This window comes from Pseudomonas amygdali, assembly GCF_002699855.1.
Classification (GTDB): Bacteria; Pseudomonadota; Gammaproteobacteria; order Pseudomonadales; family Pseudomonadaceae; genus Aquipseudomonas; species Aquipseudomonas amygdali.
Genome location: NZ_LKBW01000272.1, coordinates 18,665 through 36,587 on the forward strand (window position 1 = coordinate 18,665; position 17,923 = coordinate 36,587).

The following is a 17,923-nucleotide window of genomic DNA, read 5'->3' on the forward strand; positions in this document are numbered from 1 at the left end:
TCGCGGGCATAATCAGCGCCACTTATCCGCCCGTTCAAGGAGCGCTCATGCAACTGGACTCCGCAAGCGGCTGGTGCGATGGCGTACAGCATTGCCCTTCACCCAACTTCAATGCGCGGCCCGAAGGCGAAATCTCGCTGCTGGTCATCCACAACATCAGTCTGCCGCCTGCGCAATTCAAGACTGGCAAGGTGCAGGCTTTCTTTCAGAACCAGCTCGACAGCACCGAGCATCCCTACTTTGTGGGGATTGCCGATCTGCGCGTTTCAGCGCATTTTCTGATTGAACGTGATGGCGAGGTCATTCAGTTCGTCTCCTGTCTTGATCGCGCGTGGCACGCAGGGGTTTCCAGTTTTCAGGGTCGTGAGGGCTGTAATGACTTCTCTGTCGGCATTGAGCTGGAAGGAACTGACGAGCAGCCGTTCACCGAGGCGCAGTACCACGCTCTGATCGAGCTGACGCGTCAATTGCGTCAGGCTTTCGTGGCAATCACCCCCGAGCGCATCTGCGGTCACAGTGACATAGCGCCGGGACGCAAGACTGACCCAGGCCCCTTTTTCGACTGGGCCAGGTTTCAAGCGGCTTTGCTGGATTGATGTGAGGGACGAACAATGAGTTTTCTGGTGCTACTGCTGGCCGTTCTTGTCGAGAAGTTTTCGGCGCTGCGTCAGCGCGTTCAGCGTGACGGGCCCTGGCTGAAGGAACTGGCTAGGCTCGAAGCCAGCCCGCGGACGGCGGCACGTCCCTGGGTCATGCTGGCGCTGCTGGTTCTAGTGCCTGTCCTGCTGCTGCAACTGGCGCTGACCATCATCGGCTCGGTGGCTTATGGCTGGCTGGTCCTGCCTATCCACCTGCTGGTGCTGATCTACAGCCTGGGTCGGGTTGACCTGATCGCGGTACTCGGGCCGTTTCGTGATGCCTGCAGGCGTGGTGATACGCAGGCCGCGGTGCACGTGGCCGGGCGCGACATGGGTGTGCAGGCAGATAACGGCGAGCAATTGCTGCAAGGCGTGCAGGGCTACATGCTCTGGCAGGCGTTTCAGAGTTTCTTCGCCGTTATTTTCTGGTATTTCGTGCTCGGCCCGGTAGCGGCATTGGCCTACAGGCTGTTGGCGCTTGCCGCTGAACAGGGCACGACACCTGCACTGGTAGAGCGGGCAGGACAACTGCGCCACGCCTTTGAATGGGTGCCGGTCAGGCTGCTCGCCGCAAGCTTTGCGCTGGTCGGCAACTTTGTAGCCGTGAGTCGCGTGATGTTGCACGAACTGCTCAACTGGAACATCAGCGCCGCACAGCTGATTACGCGTGTGGGTTGCGCTGCCAGCGAGGTGCCGCCGCCGGTGATCGGTCCGCAAGGTGTCACCGGTCTCGACATGCTCTGGGAGCTGCTGGTTCGTGCTGCAATTGTCTGGTACGCAGGATTTGCGTTGTGGACCCTGTTGCGCTGATCGGCTCGGCAGTTTTGACCCAACGATTTTGACTTATGCGCTGGCCGTACGAGGCCAGCCGAACAGCTCGCAGGCATTCTCGGTGCTCGCCTGGGCCATGCGCTCCGAGGGGATCTTCATCAGGTCAGCGAGCGCCTGGCAAATGTCAGGCAAGTGCTGCGGGCTGTTGCGCGTGTAGGGATGCATGGCAGGTGCCATGTCCGGTGAGTCGGTTTCCAGCACGACGCTGTCCAGCGGCAGCTCGGCGATGACACGATGCATGCGCAGCGCCTGGGGCCATGTCGCTGCGCCGCCGAGGCCCAGTTTGAAACCCAGCTTTATGTATTCACGCGCCTCTTCACGACTGCCTGCAAAGGCGTGAACAATGCCGCTGCGTTTGAGTTTGTGGCGTTTGAGGGCGGCAATTACGTCAGCGTGGCTGCGGCGCACATGCAGCAGGGCGGGCAGGTTGAAGTCTGATGCCAATTGCAGTTGTGCTTCAAAGAGCTCCTGCTGACGTGGCTTGTCCGGATGCTCGACGTAATAATCCAGACCGATCTCGCCCACTGCACACAGCTGCGGATGGCCTTGTAGACGCGTCAGCCAGTCCGCCAGCTCGTTCAGATGTTCGGTCCGGTGCTCATCGATATACACCGGATGCAGCCCGAAAGCTGCGTGCAGGGCAGGGTTTGCTTCGGTCAGATCCCACAGCCGCTGCCAGTTGCGCTGATACACCCCAAGCACCACGATGCGCTGCACGCCGAGTGCCAGGCAGCTATCCAGGACCTGGGCGCGGTCGGCATCGAAATCCGCAAAGTCCAGGTGGGTGTGGGTATCGATCAGCGTCACATTCACACCTCGTGAATACGTTGCTTGAAGGCGCGTGCAATGGCATGGACGCCAGGCTGATAAGTATCCTTCTCGATAGCGGCCAGGGCTAGTCGCAGCGCCGTGTCGGCGATCAACTGATGCTGCTGGGCCATGGCATTGACGGGCAACGGCAGGAAGTCCAGCAGTTGTGTATCGCCAAAGGTGCCCAGGTGCAATTGAGTCGATTGCAGTGCCTGACTTTGCAGCACATCGAACACGCCTTGCAGCAGCACATAGGACGTGGTGATCAGCGCATCGGGAAAATGCCCCTCACGCTGTAGCATCTCGGTCATCAAACGCTGGCCACACTGACGGCTGAACGCTTCGCCGTGCTCGATGATGGTGGCTCCGGTAAAACCGTCGAGTGCGTGTTCGAAGCCTGCGGCACGCGCGCGACTGATGCTCAGCTCTGGGCGTGCTCCGATCAGGGCGATGTGTCGCGGTCGGGTTTGCAGCAGGCTGCGGGTCAGTTGCAGGCTCGCGTCATGGTCGTCGCTGACCACCGAGCAGAAAAATTCGGGATTCATTTCCCGGTCGATGGCGATGATCGGCATGCCCTTGAGCTGCAAGTCGCGGTAGCTGTCGTCATCAGGTGGCAAGCAACTGGCGACCAGTAGCGCATCGCAACGGCGTGCACGGAAAAGCTGCAAGAGCTGCAGTTCGCTGACAGGGTCGTCATCGGAGCTGGCAATCAGCAGTTGATAGCCGAGACTGCGTGCGCCCTGTTCAAGCAATTTGGCGATGCGCGCATAACTGGGGTTTTCCAGGTCCGGCAGGATGAAGCCCAGCGTTTTGCTGTGACGGCTGCGCAGGCCCGCCGCTTGCGGGTTGGGTCGGAAGTCATGCTGCTCGACCACTGCCTTGACGCGCTCGACCGTTGCCGGGCTGATGCGTTGTTGTTCGGCCTTGCCATTGATCACGTAACTGGCCGTAGTGACAGAAACACCTGCCAGACGTGCGATATCGCTCAGTTTCACCCCGAAATTTCCTTTAGTCAGGTAAGTGGCTCTGGACAGTCGAATTATTTTTGCTATGACGATGATCTTTACACCAGACCGTAGGAAATTCCCATGTGCTTCAAGTATTTTGGGAAGTGTCCCACAGTGATCAGACCGACTGGGCTTCAATGAATCCCTAGAATCGAGTAACGTGCCGGGCAATTGTAGATTAAACGATTCAGCACGCCTGTTGTCTGCTGCAATCGAGATGAAAGTGATGTCCGATACGATGTCCGGACAAGCATCACTTGCATCCCCCAAGCTGTCGATCACGTGATCGTCATTAAAACAAGAATCAGGTGGCGCCTTGGCGCTGCACAGGAGTCAAGGCAATGCTCGAACTCACTCTGGAGCAAATATCCATGGCCCGGTCGGCTGTGGATAAAACTGCCGCACTTAAGCTGATTGCCGACCACCTGGTCGCTGATGGCCTGGTTGCCGAGGGCTACCTCACCGGGCTGATGAGCCGTGAGCAGCAGGGCTCGACCTTTCTCGGTCAGGGCATCGCCATCCCGCACGGTACCCCCGAAACCCGCGATCTGGTGGTTACCACCGGTGTGCGTCTGATGCAGTTCCCCGAAGGGGTGGACTGGGGCGACGGGCAAATGGTCTATCTGGCGATTGGTATTGCGGCCAAGTCCGATGAGCACTTGCGTCTGCTGCAACTGCTGACCCGCGCATTGGGTGAAGAGGATCTGGGCCAGGCGCTGCGCGAAGCCAGGACGCCGGAAGACCTGCTCAAATTGTTGCAGGGCGCACCTCAGGAACTGGCGCTCGACGCACAGATGATCAGCCTCGGCGTATCGGCCGACGATTTTGAAGAACTGGTCTGGCGCGGCGCACGCCTGCTGCGCAAAGCCGACTGCGTGAGCAACGGGTTCGCTGCCGTGCTGCAGCAGGTTGAAGCGTTGTCGCTGGGTGATGGCCTGTGGTGGCTGCACAGCGAGCAAACCGTCAAACGTCCGGGTCTGGCGTTCGTCACGCCGGACAAACCTATCCGCTATCTGGGCCAGCCGCTGACCGGTCTGTTCTGTCTCGCCAGTCTGGGTGAGGCGCATCAGGCGCTGCTGGAGCGTCTGTGCCTGTTGCTGATCGAAGGCCGTGGTCATGAGTTGGGCCACGCCACCAACAGTCGCGTTGTGCTGGAAGCTCTGGGCGGCGAAGTGCCTGCCGAATGGCCGACCCAGCGCGTCCAGCTGGCCAACGCCCACGGCCTGCACGCCCGCCCGGCGAAGATACTGGCGCAACTGGCCAAGGAATTTGACGGCGAGATCCGCATGCGCGTGCTGGAAAGCGGCGAATCTGCGGTGTCGGCCAAGAGCCTGAGCAAGCTGCTCAGCCTCGGCGCACGCCGTGGTCAGACGCTGGAGTTCATTGCCGAACCGACGATTGCCAACGACGCGTTGCCTGCCCTGATCGCCGCAGTGGAGCAGGGCCTGGGTGAAGAAGTCGAACCGTTGCCCGTTGCTTCAGAGGCTCAAGCTGCGCCAGCGCCTGCTGCTGTAGCCAAGCCGCTCAACGCCCCGGCTGCCGGCAGCGTGTTGCAGGCCGTGCCTGCTTCGCCGGGCATTGCTATCGGCCCGGCCCACGTTCAGGTGCTGCAAATCTTTGATTATCCGCAGCAGGGTGAGTCTGTGGCTGCCGAACGCGAGCGTCTGCACAAGGCGATCGGTGAAGTCCGCAGCGACATCGAAAACCTCATTCAGCGCAGCAAGTCCAAGGCTATCCGGGAAATCTTCATCACCCACCAGGAGATGCTCGAAGACCCGGAACTGACCAACGAAGTCGAGGCGCGCCTCAACAACGACGAAAGTGCGGCTGCGGCCTGGGCCACGGTCATCGAGACCGCTGCCGTTCAGCAGGAACAACTGCAGGACGCGCTGCTGGCCGAGCGTGCCGCCGACCTGCGTGATGTGGGGCGGCGCGTGCTGGCGCAGATCTGCGGCGTCGAAACCGTCGCAGCCCCGGACGAACCTTACATTCTGGTGATGGACGAAGTCGGCCCATCCGACGTAGCCCGTCTGGACCCGGCGCAGGTCGCTGGCATCCTCACTGCCCGTGGCGGCGCGACCGCGCACAGTGCCATCGTGGCGCGTGCGCTGGGCATTCCTGCCCTCGTCGGTGCCGGTGACGAAGTGCTGCTGCTCAAGCCGGGCACCGTGCTGCTGCTCGACAGCCAGCGCGGGCGGCTGACCGTCGCACCTGATGAAGCAACCCTGCAGCGCGCCGCTCAGGACCGCGATGCCCGCGAAGAGCGTCTCAAGGCCGCAGCGGCAGCGCGTATGGAGCCTGCTGTGACGCGTGACGGGCATGCCGTCGAAGTGTTCGCCAATATCGGCGATAGCACCGGGACGCCAGCGGCTGTGGAGCAGGGCGCGGAAGGCGTTGGCCTGCTGCGCACCGAGTTGCTGTTCATGGCGCATTCTCAGGCCCCCGATGAAGCGACGCAGGAAGCTGAATACCGTCGCGTGCTGACTGATCTGGGCGGCCGTCCGCTGGTGGTGCGTACGCTGGACGTGGGTGGCGACAAACCACTGCCTTACTGGCCGATCGCCAAAGAGGAAAACCCGTTTCTTGGCGTACGCGGTATCCGCCTGACCCTGCAACGCCCGGATGTGATGGAAAGCCAGTTGCGCGCCCTGTTACGCGCCGCAGACAGCGGCCCGCTGCGCATCATGTTCCCAATGATCGGCACGCTTGAAGAGTGGCGTCAGGCGCGGGAAATGACCGAGCGGTTGCGCGAGGAGATTCCGGTCAGCGACCTGCAACTGGGGATCATGATCGAAGTGCCATCGGCGGCGCTGATTGCCCCGGTGCTGGCCAAGGAAGTGGACTTCTTCAGCATCGGCACCAACGACCTGACGCAGTACACCATGGCCATCGACCGTGGTCACCCGACGCTGTCGGCCCAGGCTGACGGCCTGCACCCATCGGTGCTGCAACTGATCGACATGACCGTGCGCGCTGCGCATGCCAACGGTAAATGGGTGGGCGTATGCGGCGAACTGGCCGCCGACCCGCTGGCGGTGCCGATTCTGGTCGGGCTGGGCGTGGATGAATTGAGTGTATCGGCGCGCAGCATTGGCGAGGTCAAGGCGTGCGTGCGTGAGCTGACCCTGAGCAGCGCGCAACAACTGGCGCAAAATGCGCTGACGGCGGGCAGCGCCGCCGAAGTTCGTGCGCTTGTGGAGGCTGTGTAATGGCTAAGATTCTTACCCTGACCATGAACCCGGCGCTGGACCTGACTGTGCAGTTGGGCCAGTTGGAGCTGGGCCAGGTCAACCGCAGCAATGCAATGCTCACTCACGCAGCGGGCAAAGGCCTGAATGTGGCGCAGGTGCTGGCAGACTTGGGCCACGACCTGACCGTTGCCGGTTTTCTCGGTGTCGACAACCAGCAAGCGTTCGAGGCGTTGTTCGAACGTCGCAACTTTGTTGACGAGTTTGTCCGTGTGCCGGGAGAAACCCGCAGCAATATCAAGCTGGCCGAAGGCAGTGGCCGCATCACCGACCTGAACGGCCCTGGCCCGCAGGTCAGTGAAGAGGCACAGCAAGCGCTGTTCGCCCGTGTGCAACAGATTGCATCAGGTTTCGATGTCGTCGTGGTTGCTGGCAGCCTGCCGCGTGGTGTCACGCCGGAGTGGCTGCACAAACTGTTGGTGATGCTCAAGGACCTCGGTCTGAAAGTAGCGCTGGACAGCAGCGGCCTGGCCCTGCGCGCCGGTCTTACCGCCGGGCCGTGGCTGATCAAGCCCAACACCGAAGAACTGGCCGATGCGCTCGACGCACCGATCATTTCCATTGCCGCGCAAGCCGAAGTGGCTGCTCGCCTGCACACGCAGGGCATCGAGCATGTGGTGATCTCTCAGGGCTCTGAAGGCGTGCACTGGTTCAGTCCAAGTGTGGCGCTGCACTCGCTGCCGCCCAAGGTCACGGTGGCCAGCACGGTAGGTGCTGGCGATTCGCTTCTGGCCGGCATGGTGCACGGGCTGATCAGCGCTCACGAGCCACAGAAGACCTTGCGCACCGCTACGGCGATTGCCGCCATGGCAGTGACCCAGATCGGTTTCGGTATCACCGATGCCGCGCAACTCAAACGGCTTGAAGGCGGCGTCACTGTACGCAGCCTTTCAGAACAATAAGAGAGGATCGTCATGAAGTTAGCCATAGTTACGGCCTGCCCGAACGGCAAGGTCAGCAGCGTACTCAGCGCACGATTGCTCGAAGCGGCGGCCCTGCGCCAGGGCTGGGAAACCAGCGTCGAAATCATCGATCCCAATAAGGCCGATCAGCACTTGTCCGCTCAGGACATCGAAGCCGCCGATCTTGTCCTGGTGGTCAATACCGGTCCGGTGGACCTGAGCCGCTTTGTCGGCAAACGCCTGTTTCAGGATTCGCCTGCGCATGCGTTGCAGGATGTCGACAGTTTTCTGCAGCGCGCCGAGCGAGAAGCGCAGGTGCATGTGGCTTCCGAAGCCGCGGCGCCTCAGGCAAGCGGTGATACGGGCGCGCAACCGCGCATCGTTGCGATCACGGCTTGTCCGACCGGCGTCGCGCACACGTTCATGGCGGCCGAAGCGATCCAGCAGGCTGCCAAGCGTCTGAATTACGACCTGCAAGTCGAAACCCAGGGTTCGGTCGGTGCGCGCAACCCGCTCAGCGCCAAGGCCATCGCCGATGCCGACGTGGTGCTGCTGGCGGCGGATATCGAGGTCAATACCGACCGCTTTGCCGGCAAGAAGATCTACCGTTGCGGCACCGGGATCGCCCTCAAGCAGTCCGAGGCGACCCTGAAAAAAGCCTTGGCGGAAGGGCAGGTGGAATCCGATGAGGCCACCGCCAAGTCACCCGCCAGGCAAGAAAAGACGGGCGTCTACAAGCACTTGCTGACCGGTGTTTCGTTCATGCTGCCGATGGTGGTGGCGGGCGGGCTGTTGATCGCTCTTTCCTTCGTGTTCGGTATCACCGCGTTCAAAGAGCCGGGCACGCTGGCTGCGGCACTGATGCAGATCGGTGGGGAGGCGGCGTTCAAACTGATGGTGCCGTTACTGGCCGGTTACATCGCCTATTCGATTGCTGACCGTCCGGGGCTGGCACCCGGCATGATCGGTGGTCTGTTGGCGAGTACGCTGGGTGCCGGGTTCATTGGCGGTATCGTTGCCGGTTTTCTGGCTGGTTACAGTGCTGCCGCGATCAACCGCTACGCACGTCTGCCTGCCAGTGTCGAAGCGCTCAAGCCGATTCTGATCATCCCGTTGTTGTCTAGCCTGTTCACCGGTCTGGTCATGATCTATGTGGTCGGCAAGCCGGTTGCGGGCATGCTGGAAGCCTTGACGCACTTCCTCGACAGCATGGGCACCACCAACGCCATCCTGCTGGGCGTGGTGCTCGGTGCAATGATGTGCGTCGACCTTGGTGGGCCGATCAACAAGGCGTCCTATGCGTTCTCGGTCGGTCTGCTGGCGTCCCAGAGCTATGCGCCGATGGCCACTGCCATGGCTGCCGGTATGGTGCCGCCCATCGGTATGGGCATCGCCACGATCCTGGCCCACCGCAAGTTCGCCCAGAGCGAGCGAGAGGCAGGCAAGGCGGCGTTCGTGCTGGGGCTGTGCTTCATCTCGGAAGGTGCCATTCCCTTCGCTGCAAAGGACCCGTTGCGGGTGATTCCGGCCAGTGTCGTGGGTGGCGCGCTGACCGGTGCATTGTCGATGTACTTCGGCTGTAAGCTGATGGCGCCACACGGCGGCCTGTTTGTGATGCTGATCCCCAACGCCATCAACCATGCGCTGTTGTATCTGCTGGCGATTATCGCCGGTAGCGTGCTGACCGGCGTGGTCTACGCGCTGATCAAGCGTCCAGAGCCGGTGGACATGGAAGTGGCGCCCGCAGGCGCCTGATTACCGATTGCAAGCGCCCTCAGCGTACCAGCGCGAGGGCAACCCCCTGGCCACCGCCGATGCACAGCGTGGCCAGGCCCTTCTTGGCATCGCGCCTGATCATCTCGTGCAGCAGTGTCACCAGCACGCGGCAGCCTGACGCGCCAATCGGGTGGCCAAGGGCGATGGCACCACCATTGACGTTGAGCTTTTGCGGGTCCAGCCCCAGTTCCTTGCCGACCGACAGCGACTGTGCGGCAAATGCTTCGTTGGCTTCGATCAGATCCAGTTCGTCCAGCGACCAGCCAGCCTTGTCCAGGCAGCGCCGGGTTGCACTGACCGGGCCGACACCTGCGTTGGCGTACGCGGCGACGCGCGCCAGCACTGGCAGGCCCAACTGCTCGGCTTTGGCCGCGCTCATCAGCATCACGGCGGCGGCACCGTCGTTGAGCGAAGACGCGTTACCAGCGGTGACGGTGCCGTCCTTCTTGAACGCAGGTTTGAGTTTGCCGAGTGTTTCGGCCGTGGTGCCAGCGCGGGGCTGTTCGTCAGTGGCGAATGATAATGGCTCGCCCTTGCGCTGAGGGATCAGGATCGGGGTGATCTCATCGACAAAGCGCCCGCCTTCAATGGCCGCAATCGCTTTTTGCTGAGACAGGGCAGCGAACTGATCCTGGGCTTCACGGCTGATGTCGTACTGCTGCGCGAGGTTCTCGGCGGTGATGCCCATGTGGTAGTCATTGAATGCATCCCACAGACCATCAGTGATCATGGTGTCGACCATGCTGGTGTGGCCCATGCGCAAACCGGTGCGTGCGCCCGGCAGTACGTAGTTGGACAGGCTCATGTTTTCCTGGCCGCCAGCAATGATGACCTCGGCATCACCGCAGCGAATCGCCTGGGTCGCCAGGTGCAGTGCCTTGAGACCCGAGCCGCAGACTTTGTTCAGGGTCATGGCCGGTACCGAGAAGGGCAGGCCCGCCTTGATGGCGGCCTGTCGCGCCGGGTTCTGGCCTGCGCCGGCGGTGAGCACCTGGCCCATGATGACTTCATCGACTTGCGCGCCGTCCACGCCGGTCTGCACCAGCAGTTGACGAATGACTGCAGCGCCAAGATCTACAGCAGCAATGGCAGCCAGAGAACCCTGAAAACTGCCGACGGCGGTACGGGTGGCGGCGACGATAACGACGTCCTGCATGGTGCTGATCCTCATTGTTATTGAGAGCTCATGGTGGCACAGATAGGCAGGCAGGTTCCAACCGTGAACCGCTCGGTCACGTTTTGCCGAAAACCTTTACGTAACGTCCATGCGGCGTCTGGCACGTTGCGCTGATCCGTCCCGTACGGCCCAACGCAAAATGGGCGCGGTGTTGTTGACGCCCAGGCGGATCATCCGGCGCTGCACGGGACCCTGGGTAATGTCGAGCATTTCGCTGGCCCAGTCCGGCAGCAAGTCGATACCGGCACGCATCATCAACACACCGAAAGGCTTGGCCAGCCAGTTGGGCGCAGGGGCATTAAGCAGCAGGCGCAGCACTTCGTAACTGCGTTCGTCACATACCAGTTGCCCGCGAATGTCTGCCAGATAATCAGCGATGGCCTGACGTGAGCGCGGAACATTACGAGCCCCGAGCCGTTCGGCAACCAGCGCTGTTTCAGCGTAGTACGCGTCCTGATCGACGAGCGACATATCCGGGTTGAGGTAGCGCAAGTGGGCTGCGAGAAAGCTGCTGACTTCGGCCACATGCACCCAGGTCAGCAAATCCGGATCGCTGGCGGCATACGGCCGGCCATCGGGCGCGGTGCCGACGATATTGAGGTGAATGTTGCGCACCTTGTCGATCAGCCAGTTGGCATCTCGCGTGGAGCCGTAGGTAGTGCCGGACAGAAACTGCCCGGTGCGCCGCAGGCGGCCGAGCATGTCCTGACGAAAGTTGGAGTGGTCCCAGATGCCCGCCAGTGCCAGCGGGTGCAAAGCCTGCAACATCAAGGCGCTGATGCCGCCGACCAGCATGCTGGTGAAGTCGCCGTGTACCTTCCAGCACACTGCCTGAGGACCAAACAGACCGGGGTCGCCCTTGGGGTTCTCCAGATCCAGCTGGCCCAGGGCCAGGCCGGTAAGGCTGATGACCTGGGTTTCGATGCGGGTGCGGATGAATTCCATGTCGTGCTCGTGCATCGGGGAGGGCGTGGATAAAACTGACTGAAGCTCTCATGCCAAGCGCGCAGCGCTCACTGTGATGCACAAGTCCAACTGACTATCGTGCCGACGCTCCGCGTCGGCATGCAGTTCTGGACGCTTTGCGTCCTCTTTGTGACGCAGAGCGTCACGAACGGCGTTCCCACGCGGAGCGCGGGAACGATGGTCATAACCATGAGAGGGACAAATCAGCCGCGGTGACGGCCGCGGAAGTAGTTGATCAGGCCTTGGGTCGATGCATCGTCAGCCGGCTCTTCGGTGCCTCCGGTCAGACGCTGGTACACGGCCTTGCCCATCTCCTTGCCCAGTTCCACGCCCCATTGGTCAAAGGCATTGGTGCCCCAGATCACGCTCTGCACGAACACCTTGTGCTCATACATCGCCACCAGTGCGCCAAGACGACGAGGGCTGATGCGTTCGACTACCAGGGTGTTGCTCGGACGGTTACCGGGGATGACCTTGTGCGGTGCCAGTTTCTGCACCTCTTCCTCGCTCATGCCCTTCTCGCGCAGCTCGGCTTCGGCTTCAGCGCGGGTCTTGCCCATCATCAATGCCTGGCTCTGTGACAGGCAGTTCGCGTACAGCCACTGGTGATGGTCGGCAACCGGGTTGAAGCTGACGATCGGCACAATGAAGTCGGCCGGAATCATCTGTGTGCCTTGATGCAGCAACTGGTGATAAGCGTGCTGACCGTTGGCACCCACGCCGCCCCAGATGACCGGGCCGGTGTCGGTGGAGGTTGGCGTACCGTCCTGACGGACGCTCTTGCCGTTGGACTCCATGTCCAGTTGTTGCAGGTGTTTGGTGATGTTACGCAGGTAGTGGTCGTACGGCAGGATCGCGTGGCTTTGCGCATTCCAGAAGTTGCCGTACCAGACACCCAGCAGCGCCAGCAGCACCGGCATGTTCTGTTCGAAAGGGGCGCTCTGGAAATGCTGGTCCATCGTATAGGCGCCGGACAGCAGTTCCTTGAAGTTGGACATGCCGATAGCCAGCGCGATAGGCAGGCCGATGGCCGACCACAGCGAATAGCGACCGCCAACCCAGTCCCACATCGGGAAGATGTTTTCTTCACGGATGCCGAAGGCTACGGCTGCCGCGTTATTGCTGGAAACCGCGATGAAGTGGCGATGCAGTTCAACTTCGGAGCCGCCCTGCGCCAGGTACCAGGCGCGTGCAGCCTGAGCGTTTTTCAGGGTTTCCAGCGTGTTGAAGGACTTCGACGAGACGATGAACAGCGTGGTCTCGGCGCGAATTTTCATCGACAGTTCATGAAACTCGCTGCCATCGATGTTCGCCAGGTAATGGCAACGCACACCTTTGTGCGCGTAGGCCACCAGCGCTTCGGAGACCAGCTCCGGGCCGAGGAACGAGCCGCCGATGCCGATGTTCACCACGTCGGTGATCGGCTTTTCGGTGTAACCGCGCCACAGACCGTCGTGAATTCGGCCGACCAGTTCGGTCATCTGATTGAGTACGCGGTGTACGTCCGGCATCAAATCGACACCGTTGACTTTCAACTTGTCGCCGACCGGCCGGCGCAGAGCGGTGTGCAGCGCCGGGCGACCTTCGGATGAGTTGACCAGCTCGCCATCGTATTGAGCCTTGATAGCGTCCTTGAGGTTCACTTCGCCCGCTAGGCTGACCAACAGATCACGAGTTTCGGTGGTGATCAGGTTTTTGGAGTAGTCGAGAAACAGGCCGGCGCTGCTGAGGGTGAATTGGCTGAAGCGCTGCGGATCAGAATTGAACGCTTCGCGCATGCTGAAATTCTGCATGGACTGGCGGTGTTTGCTCAACGCTTGCCAGGCGGGCAGAGCGGTCACATCGGAAGGATTGCGGTAGTACGCCATCGCTGCGGGTTTCCTTTAACTGGTTCTGTCTTTGGATATTCTTGGGGCGAGGTCGCAAGCTTTCTCACGGGCTATACATAGCAGACTACCCTTCGCGTACCCGTTTGTCTGCGCCTCGCCTTACATGACCCCGGTACTTTTTCGCACACAAGAAACCGGGGCTTGCGCTCAAATGCTGTCGGTTGTGGTTCAGGCAACCTGTACCGGTATGGCATTGCCGGTGTGGCTTAGTTCATTGCCCCGGCGCATCCCGTCAGCTTCTGGTCAGGTGCAGATTGTCGATCAGGCGGGTTTTACCCAGGAATGCGGCAGCGAGGATGACCAAGTCGCGATTTTCGGCAGTGGTCGGACGCAGGCTGGTGGCGTCACGTATTTCCAGATAATCGATACGAAAACCGGCTGCCTCCAATTGCTGCTTCTTGCTCGTCAGCAGTGCGTCGAAATCCTGCTCGCCTGCGCTGATCGCGTCGGCGGTCTGGCGGATGGCCTGATACAGCGCGGGTGCCGCAGCGCGCTGAGCTTCATTCAGATAACCGTTACGCGAGGACAGCGCCAAACCGTCGTCGGCACGCACGGTAGGTTCTCCGATGATCTGGATCGGCATGTTCAGGTCACGGACCATGGCGCGAATCACCGCCAGCTGCTGGAAGTCTTTTTCGCCGAAAATCGCCAGGTCTGGCTGCACCATGTTGAAGAGCTTGCTGACGACCGTAGCAACGCCCTCGAAATGGCCGGGACGGCTCGCACCGCACAGGCCTTGCGACAGGTGTGGCACGCTGACCAGCGTCTGATCGGCCATGCCGTGAGGGTACATTTCCTCGACGCTTGGGGTGAACAGCAGGTTGCACCCGGCCTGCAGAAGTTTTTCCTGATCGGCCGCCAGGGTGCGAGGGTAAGTGGCCAAGTCTTCGTTGGGGCCGAACTGCAGCGGATTGACGAAAATGGTGGCGACCACGAAGTCGGCACGTTGGGCCGCCTTGGCGACCAGTGCGGCGTGGCCGCTGTGCAGGTTGCCCATGGTCGGGGTCAACGCGATCCGTTTGCCTTCGCTGCGTGCCCGCGCAACGGCGGCACGCAGTTCCTGTACGGTCTTTACTGTGTTCATGCCGAGAATCCGTGTTCAGTTGCCGGAAAGCTGACGTCTTTGACCGCGGCCACGTAGGCCTGAATAGCCGACTGGATATCGGGCTGACCGGTCATGAAGTTTTTCACGAATTTGGGTACGCGCCCGCTGATGGACAGGCCCAGCATGTCGTGCAGCACCAGTACCTGGCCGTCGGTAGCGCTGCCTGCGCCAATACCGATGACCGGAATTTTCACCGCCTGGGTGATTTCTTCGGCGAGTTCGCTCGGCACACACTCCAGCAGGATCATCGCTGCGCCCGCCTGTTCCAGCGCGATCGCGTCGGCACGCATCTGCCGTGCCTGTGCTTCCAGTCGACCCTGAACCTTGTAGCCGCCCAGTACGTTGACTGCCTGCGGCGTCAGGCCCATGTGTGCGCACACGGGGATGCCGCGTTCTGCCAGCAAACGGATCGACTCGCCAAGCCATGCAGCGCCTTCGACCTTGATCATGTGCGCACCTGCCTGCATCAGCGTCGCGCTGTTGATGAAGGTTTGCTCCAGCGTGGCGTTGGCCATGAACGGCAGGTCAGCGAGAATCATCGCGCCCTGATTACCGCGTTTGACACAGGCAACGTGGTACGCGGTTTCGGCGGTCGTGACGGGCAGGGTGCTGTCGTGACCTTGCAGGACCATGCCCAGCGAGTCGCCTATCAGCAGCACTTCGACACCGGCCTGGCAGGCGGTGTGGGCGAAGGTTGCGTCGTAGCAGGTCAGCATGGTGATTTTCTCACCTTTCTGTTTCATGGCCAGCAGCGACGTAACGGTTATGTTCGGCATGTAAGTCCTCCATCAGGCGCTGTGAAGACGGGTGTTCAGCGCGTGAGAGTCATCCTGGAAAAGCAGGCACACCGTCGTGTCGCGGTGTTTTGCAAAGGCCTGTTTCGCGCCCGTTCGCCTGTGGTGCGGCGGCGGGAGGCCTATCTTCGTGAGGAGGGGGCGTGAAGTCAATTGAAGGTGTTACCTGTGCGTCGGACCGGTTACACATGTGCGGTGACAGACAGGCTTTATGCCTCGGCGGGCAGGCGTTCAAGGCCCGTAAACGGGCAGTCGTCAAGTAGACGATCGAGTTCGCGTCCGTCGGCCAGCGTCAGGCCTGGGGCCAGCTCTGCCAGCGGGTACAGCACGAATGCCCGCGCCTGCATGTGGTAATGCGGCACCTTGAGGCGCGGTTCATCGATCAGGCGATTGCCGAACAGCAGAATGTCTAGGTCCAGCGTGCGAGGCCCCCAGCGTTCGTGGCGTTCGCGGCCCTGATCCAGCTCGATGGCCTGTAGCGCGTCAAGCAGGGTCAGTGGTGCCAGAGCAGTGTCGAGTGCTGCGACGGCGTTGGTAAAGCGCGGCTGGCCGGGCAGCAGCGAGTCGCTGACATAGAACGAAGACACGCCGGTCAGTTCACAGCCGGGTAACTGCGCCATTGCCTTGAGGGCACTGCGCAGTTGCTCGGCCGGGTCAGCAAGATTGCTGCCCAGGCCGATGTAAACGCGTTCAGTGGTCAACAGCGGTTCATTCACCGCTTTGCGCCTCGCCGGTGGTGCGCTTGCGTTTGGCACCGCTGTTACGACGACGCTTGCGTGGCGCTGTGCCCGCCGCTTCGGGCTTGCTGCTCAGGTCACGAATCATGTCGCGGCGTTCGCTGTCGTTGCAGTCCTGATAATCGGTCCACCACTGGCCCAGACCATCGGTCTGCTCGCCCGCAGTTTCACGCAACAGGAGGAAATCGTAACCCGCACGGAACCTTGAGTTGTCCAGCAACAGGTCTGCACGTTTGCCCGAACGGCGCGGCAGGCGCTCCTGCATATCCCAGATCTCGCGGATCGGCAGCGTGAAGCGCTTTGGAATCGCGATGCGCTGGCATTGCTCGATAATCAGTTCGTGAGCGGCCTCCTGCATAGCTGCAATCGGTGGCATGCCACGCTCCTGGGCGCGCAGTACCTTGGCCGGCAGGGCAGGCCAGAGCAGCGCGGCAAACAGGAATGCAGGCGTGACCGGTTTGTTCTGCTTGATGCGCAGGTCGGTGTTGATCAGGGCATTGCTGATCAGTGTATGGGTGTAGGTCGGGTTGTATTCCAGCGCCTTGGAACTGGCCGGGAACAGCGGTTCGAACAGTTCAAGGTCCACCAGCATTTCAAAGGTGGGAGCAGCATGCCCGGAGAGGAACAGTTTGAGCACTTCTTCGAACAGGCGTGCCGACGGAATATCGCGCAGCATCGGTGCCAGCGAGCGAATCGGTTGGGCGCTGTGCTTTTCGATGCCGAAGTCCAGCTTGGCAGCAAAGCGCACCGCACGCAGCATGCGCACCGGGTCTTCCTTGTAGCGTTGCTCTGGGTCGCCGATCAGGCGGATCAGACGGTTACGAATGTCGTGTACGCCATTGGCGTAATCCAGAACACGCTCGCTGACCGGATCGTAATACAGCGCGTTGATCGTGAAGTCGCGACGCTGGGCGTCCTCTTCAAGCGTGCCGTACACGTTGTCGCGCAGAATGCGCCCGCTTTCATTGCGCGAGGACTGATTGCTGTCCTCTTCTTCGTCATCCTGGGGATGATTGGCGCGAAAGGTCGCCACTTCGATGATTTCACGACCGAAATGGATATGCACCAGCTTGAACCGGCGGCCAATGATTCGCGCGTTGCGGAATTCGGCACGCACTTGTTCTGGCGTGGCGCTGGTGGCGACGTCGAAATCCTTGGGCGTGATGTTGAGCATCATGTCGCGTACACAGCCACCGACCAGATAGGCCTGGTAGCCAGCGTTCTGCAGGCGCTCGACGATATTAACGGCATAACGGCTGAACTGGCTGCGTTGCAGCGAATGCTGGCTGCTATTGAGCACTTCAGGCGTGGTACGCGTATGTTGCTGCGGTTTGCGCAGTGGGGAACGAAATGACTGGAACAACTTCTTCAGCATGGGATGCACTGTTTGAAGGAATATTCGGCCAAAAACGTGGAATGACCGCATGATGGGCGGGGATTCTAGCATTTAGTCGGGGGATGGTGTAGGAAGCTGTCGCGGAAGGGCAAACGATGGCGCGTATTAACGCTGGGGAAGCTACTGGGGGAGCCGAAGCTCCCCCAAAGTGTGTGCTCTTTATTATTGTTTTCTGTATGGGCTTCTTGTTTTTGTTGAGTGCCCATTCACGAGACCTTCGTCTGTGAAACCTCCCAATCGGGAGTCAAGAGCAAACGGATTGCTTTGGTCGCTGCGTTGCAATGATCATCCGATCCAACCAGTTCAGGCTCTACCTAAGGGTAGTTTTTGTTGTTCTCGGCCTGGTTGCGGGGCAAGCCCCAAATACAACTCCTCTCCAAAAGAATCAGTTAGCTGCGCCTCCGCCGTGTTGTTCTTGTTATGCGTGAGTCGATTCGTGTTGTTTTTATTATGGGTGTCGTACTGCTTGTTGTTTTTCTTGTACTAAGCATATAGCAGAAGCTGTGCCAACTTTTGCGAAGCCCCGTAAACCAGGCGTTTGCGGGCGAAAGGCGGTTGTTGTTGGCATAAAAAAGCCGGGTCGAGACTGTCAGAAATTTTGTGTTCGGGCATAACATGTAGCTAGAGGTGCATGTATGCCGACCAAA

At 60.7% G+C, this 17,923-nt stretch carries 14 protein-coding genes; 5 read left to right on the top strand and 9 right to left on the bottom strand.

Annotated features, from left to right (window positions below; genetic code table 11):
- The first annotated feature begins 47 nt into the window (after positions 1–47).
- Entirely contained in the window at positions 48–596 is a 549-nt protein-coding gene (ampD, locus tag AO277_RS18535) for a 1,6-anhydro-N-acetylmuramyl-L-alanine amidase AmpD (RefSeq protein ID WP_002552044.1), read from the top strand.
- Positions 597–611: 15 nt separating this feature from the next.
- Positions 612–1,448: a regulatory signaling modulator protein AmpE gene (gene ampE, locus AO277_RS18540; protein ID WP_044318574.1), complete on the top strand. Its 837-nt coding sequence runs from the start codon at positions 612–614 to the stop codon at positions 1,446–1,448.
- Positions 1,449–1,481: 33 nt separating this feature from the next.
- On the opposite strand, the gene AO277_RS18545 is transcribed toward ampE, so the two are convergent.
- Entirely contained in the window at positions 1,482–2,282 is an 801-nt protein-coding gene (locus AO277_RS18545) for a TatD family hydrolase (RefSeq protein ID WP_044318575.1), read from the bottom strand.
- Positions 2,279–3,274, bottom strand: a complete 996-nt coding sequence (gene cra, locus AO277_RS18550; RefSeq protein WP_004658635.1) for a catabolite repressor/activator — start codon at positions 3,272–3,274, stop codon at positions 2,279–2,281. The genes AO277_RS18545 and cra overlap by 4 nt, the downstream gene beginning before the upstream one ends.
- 353 nt (positions 3,275–3,627) lie before the next feature.
- Between cra and ptsP the strand changes: the two genes are divergently transcribed.
- Genes ptsP through AO277_RS18565 form a run of 3 tightly spaced genes read left to right on the top strand, consistent with a single transcriptional unit; the run spans position 3,628 to position 9,191 of the window.
- The gene (gene ptsP, locus AO277_RS18555; protein WP_044318576.1) at positions 3,628–6,495 is read left to right on the top strand and encodes a phosphoenolpyruvate--protein phosphotransferase; all 2,868 of its coding nucleotides are present in this window, start codon (positions 3,628–3,630) and stop codon (positions 6,493–6,495) included.
- A complete protein-coding gene (gene pfkB / locus AO277_RS18560; RefSeq protein WP_002552049.1) occupies positions 6,495–7,436 on the top strand; it encodes a 1-phosphofructokinase in 942 nt (313 codons plus the stop codon). Before ptsP ends, pfkB begins: the two co-directional genes overlap by 1 nt.
- Before the next feature lie 12 nt (positions 7,437–7,448).
- A complete protein-coding gene (locus AO277_RS18565) occupies positions 7,449–9,191 on the top strand; it encodes a PTS fructose-like transporter subunit IIB (protein WP_010216971.1) in 1,743 nt (580 codons plus the stop codon).
- Between the two features lie 19 nt (positions 9,192–9,210).
- On the opposite strand, the gene AO277_RS18570 is transcribed toward AO277_RS18565, so the two are convergent.
- The 7 genes from AO277_RS18570 to AO277_RS18600 form a co-directional block, all read right to left on the bottom strand.
- Complete coding sequence (locus tag AO277_RS18570) at positions 9,211–10,368, bottom strand: acetyl-CoA C-acetyltransferase (RefSeq protein WP_044318580.1); 1,158 nt, start codon at positions 10,366–10,368, stop codon at positions 9,211–9,213.
- A gap of 96 nt (positions 10,369–10,464) precedes the next feature.
- Positions 10,465–11,334, bottom strand: coding sequence for an oxygenase MpaB family protein (locus AO277_RS18575; protein ID WP_044318581.1), 870 nt, complete (start codon positions 11,332–11,334; stop codon positions 10,465–10,467).
- A 224-nt stretch (positions 11,335–11,558) separates the two neighbouring features.
- Positions 11,559–13,223 (bottom strand): glucose-6-phosphate isomerase, encoded by a 1,665-nt coding sequence (gene pgi, locus AO277_RS18580; protein WP_044318577.1) that lies wholly within the window; start codon positions 13,221–13,223, stop codon positions 11,559–11,561.
- 253 nt (positions 13,224–13,476) lie between these two features.
- Positions 13,477–14,328, bottom strand: coding sequence for a pantoate--beta-alanine ligase (panC, locus tag AO277_RS18585; protein ID WP_031596380.1), 852 nt, complete (start codon positions 14,326–14,328; stop codon positions 13,477–13,479).
- Complete coding sequence (gene panB / locus AO277_RS18590) at positions 14,325–15,125, bottom strand: 3-methyl-2-oxobutanoate hydroxymethyltransferase (RefSeq protein ID WP_044318578.1); 801 nt, start codon at positions 15,123–15,125, stop codon at positions 14,325–14,327. The genes panC and panB overlap by 4 nt, the downstream gene beginning before the upstream one ends.
- 227 nt (positions 15,126–15,352) lie before the next feature.
- On the bottom strand, positions 15,353–15,859 hold the full coding sequence (gene folK, locus AO277_RS18595) for a 2-amino-4-hydroxy-6-hydroxymethyldihydropteridine diphosphokinase (protein ID WP_044318579.1): 507 nt from the start codon (positions 15,857–15,859) through the stop codon (positions 15,353–15,355).
- Positions 15,852–17,255 (bottom strand): polynucleotide adenylyltransferase PcnB, encoded by a 1,404-nt coding sequence (locus AO277_RS18600; RefSeq protein ID WP_005732362.1) that lies wholly within the window; start codon positions 17,253–17,255, stop codon positions 15,852–15,854. Before AO277_RS18600 ends, folK begins: the two co-directional genes overlap by 8 nt.
- Between the last annotated feature and the right edge of the window lie 668 nt (positions 17,256–17,923).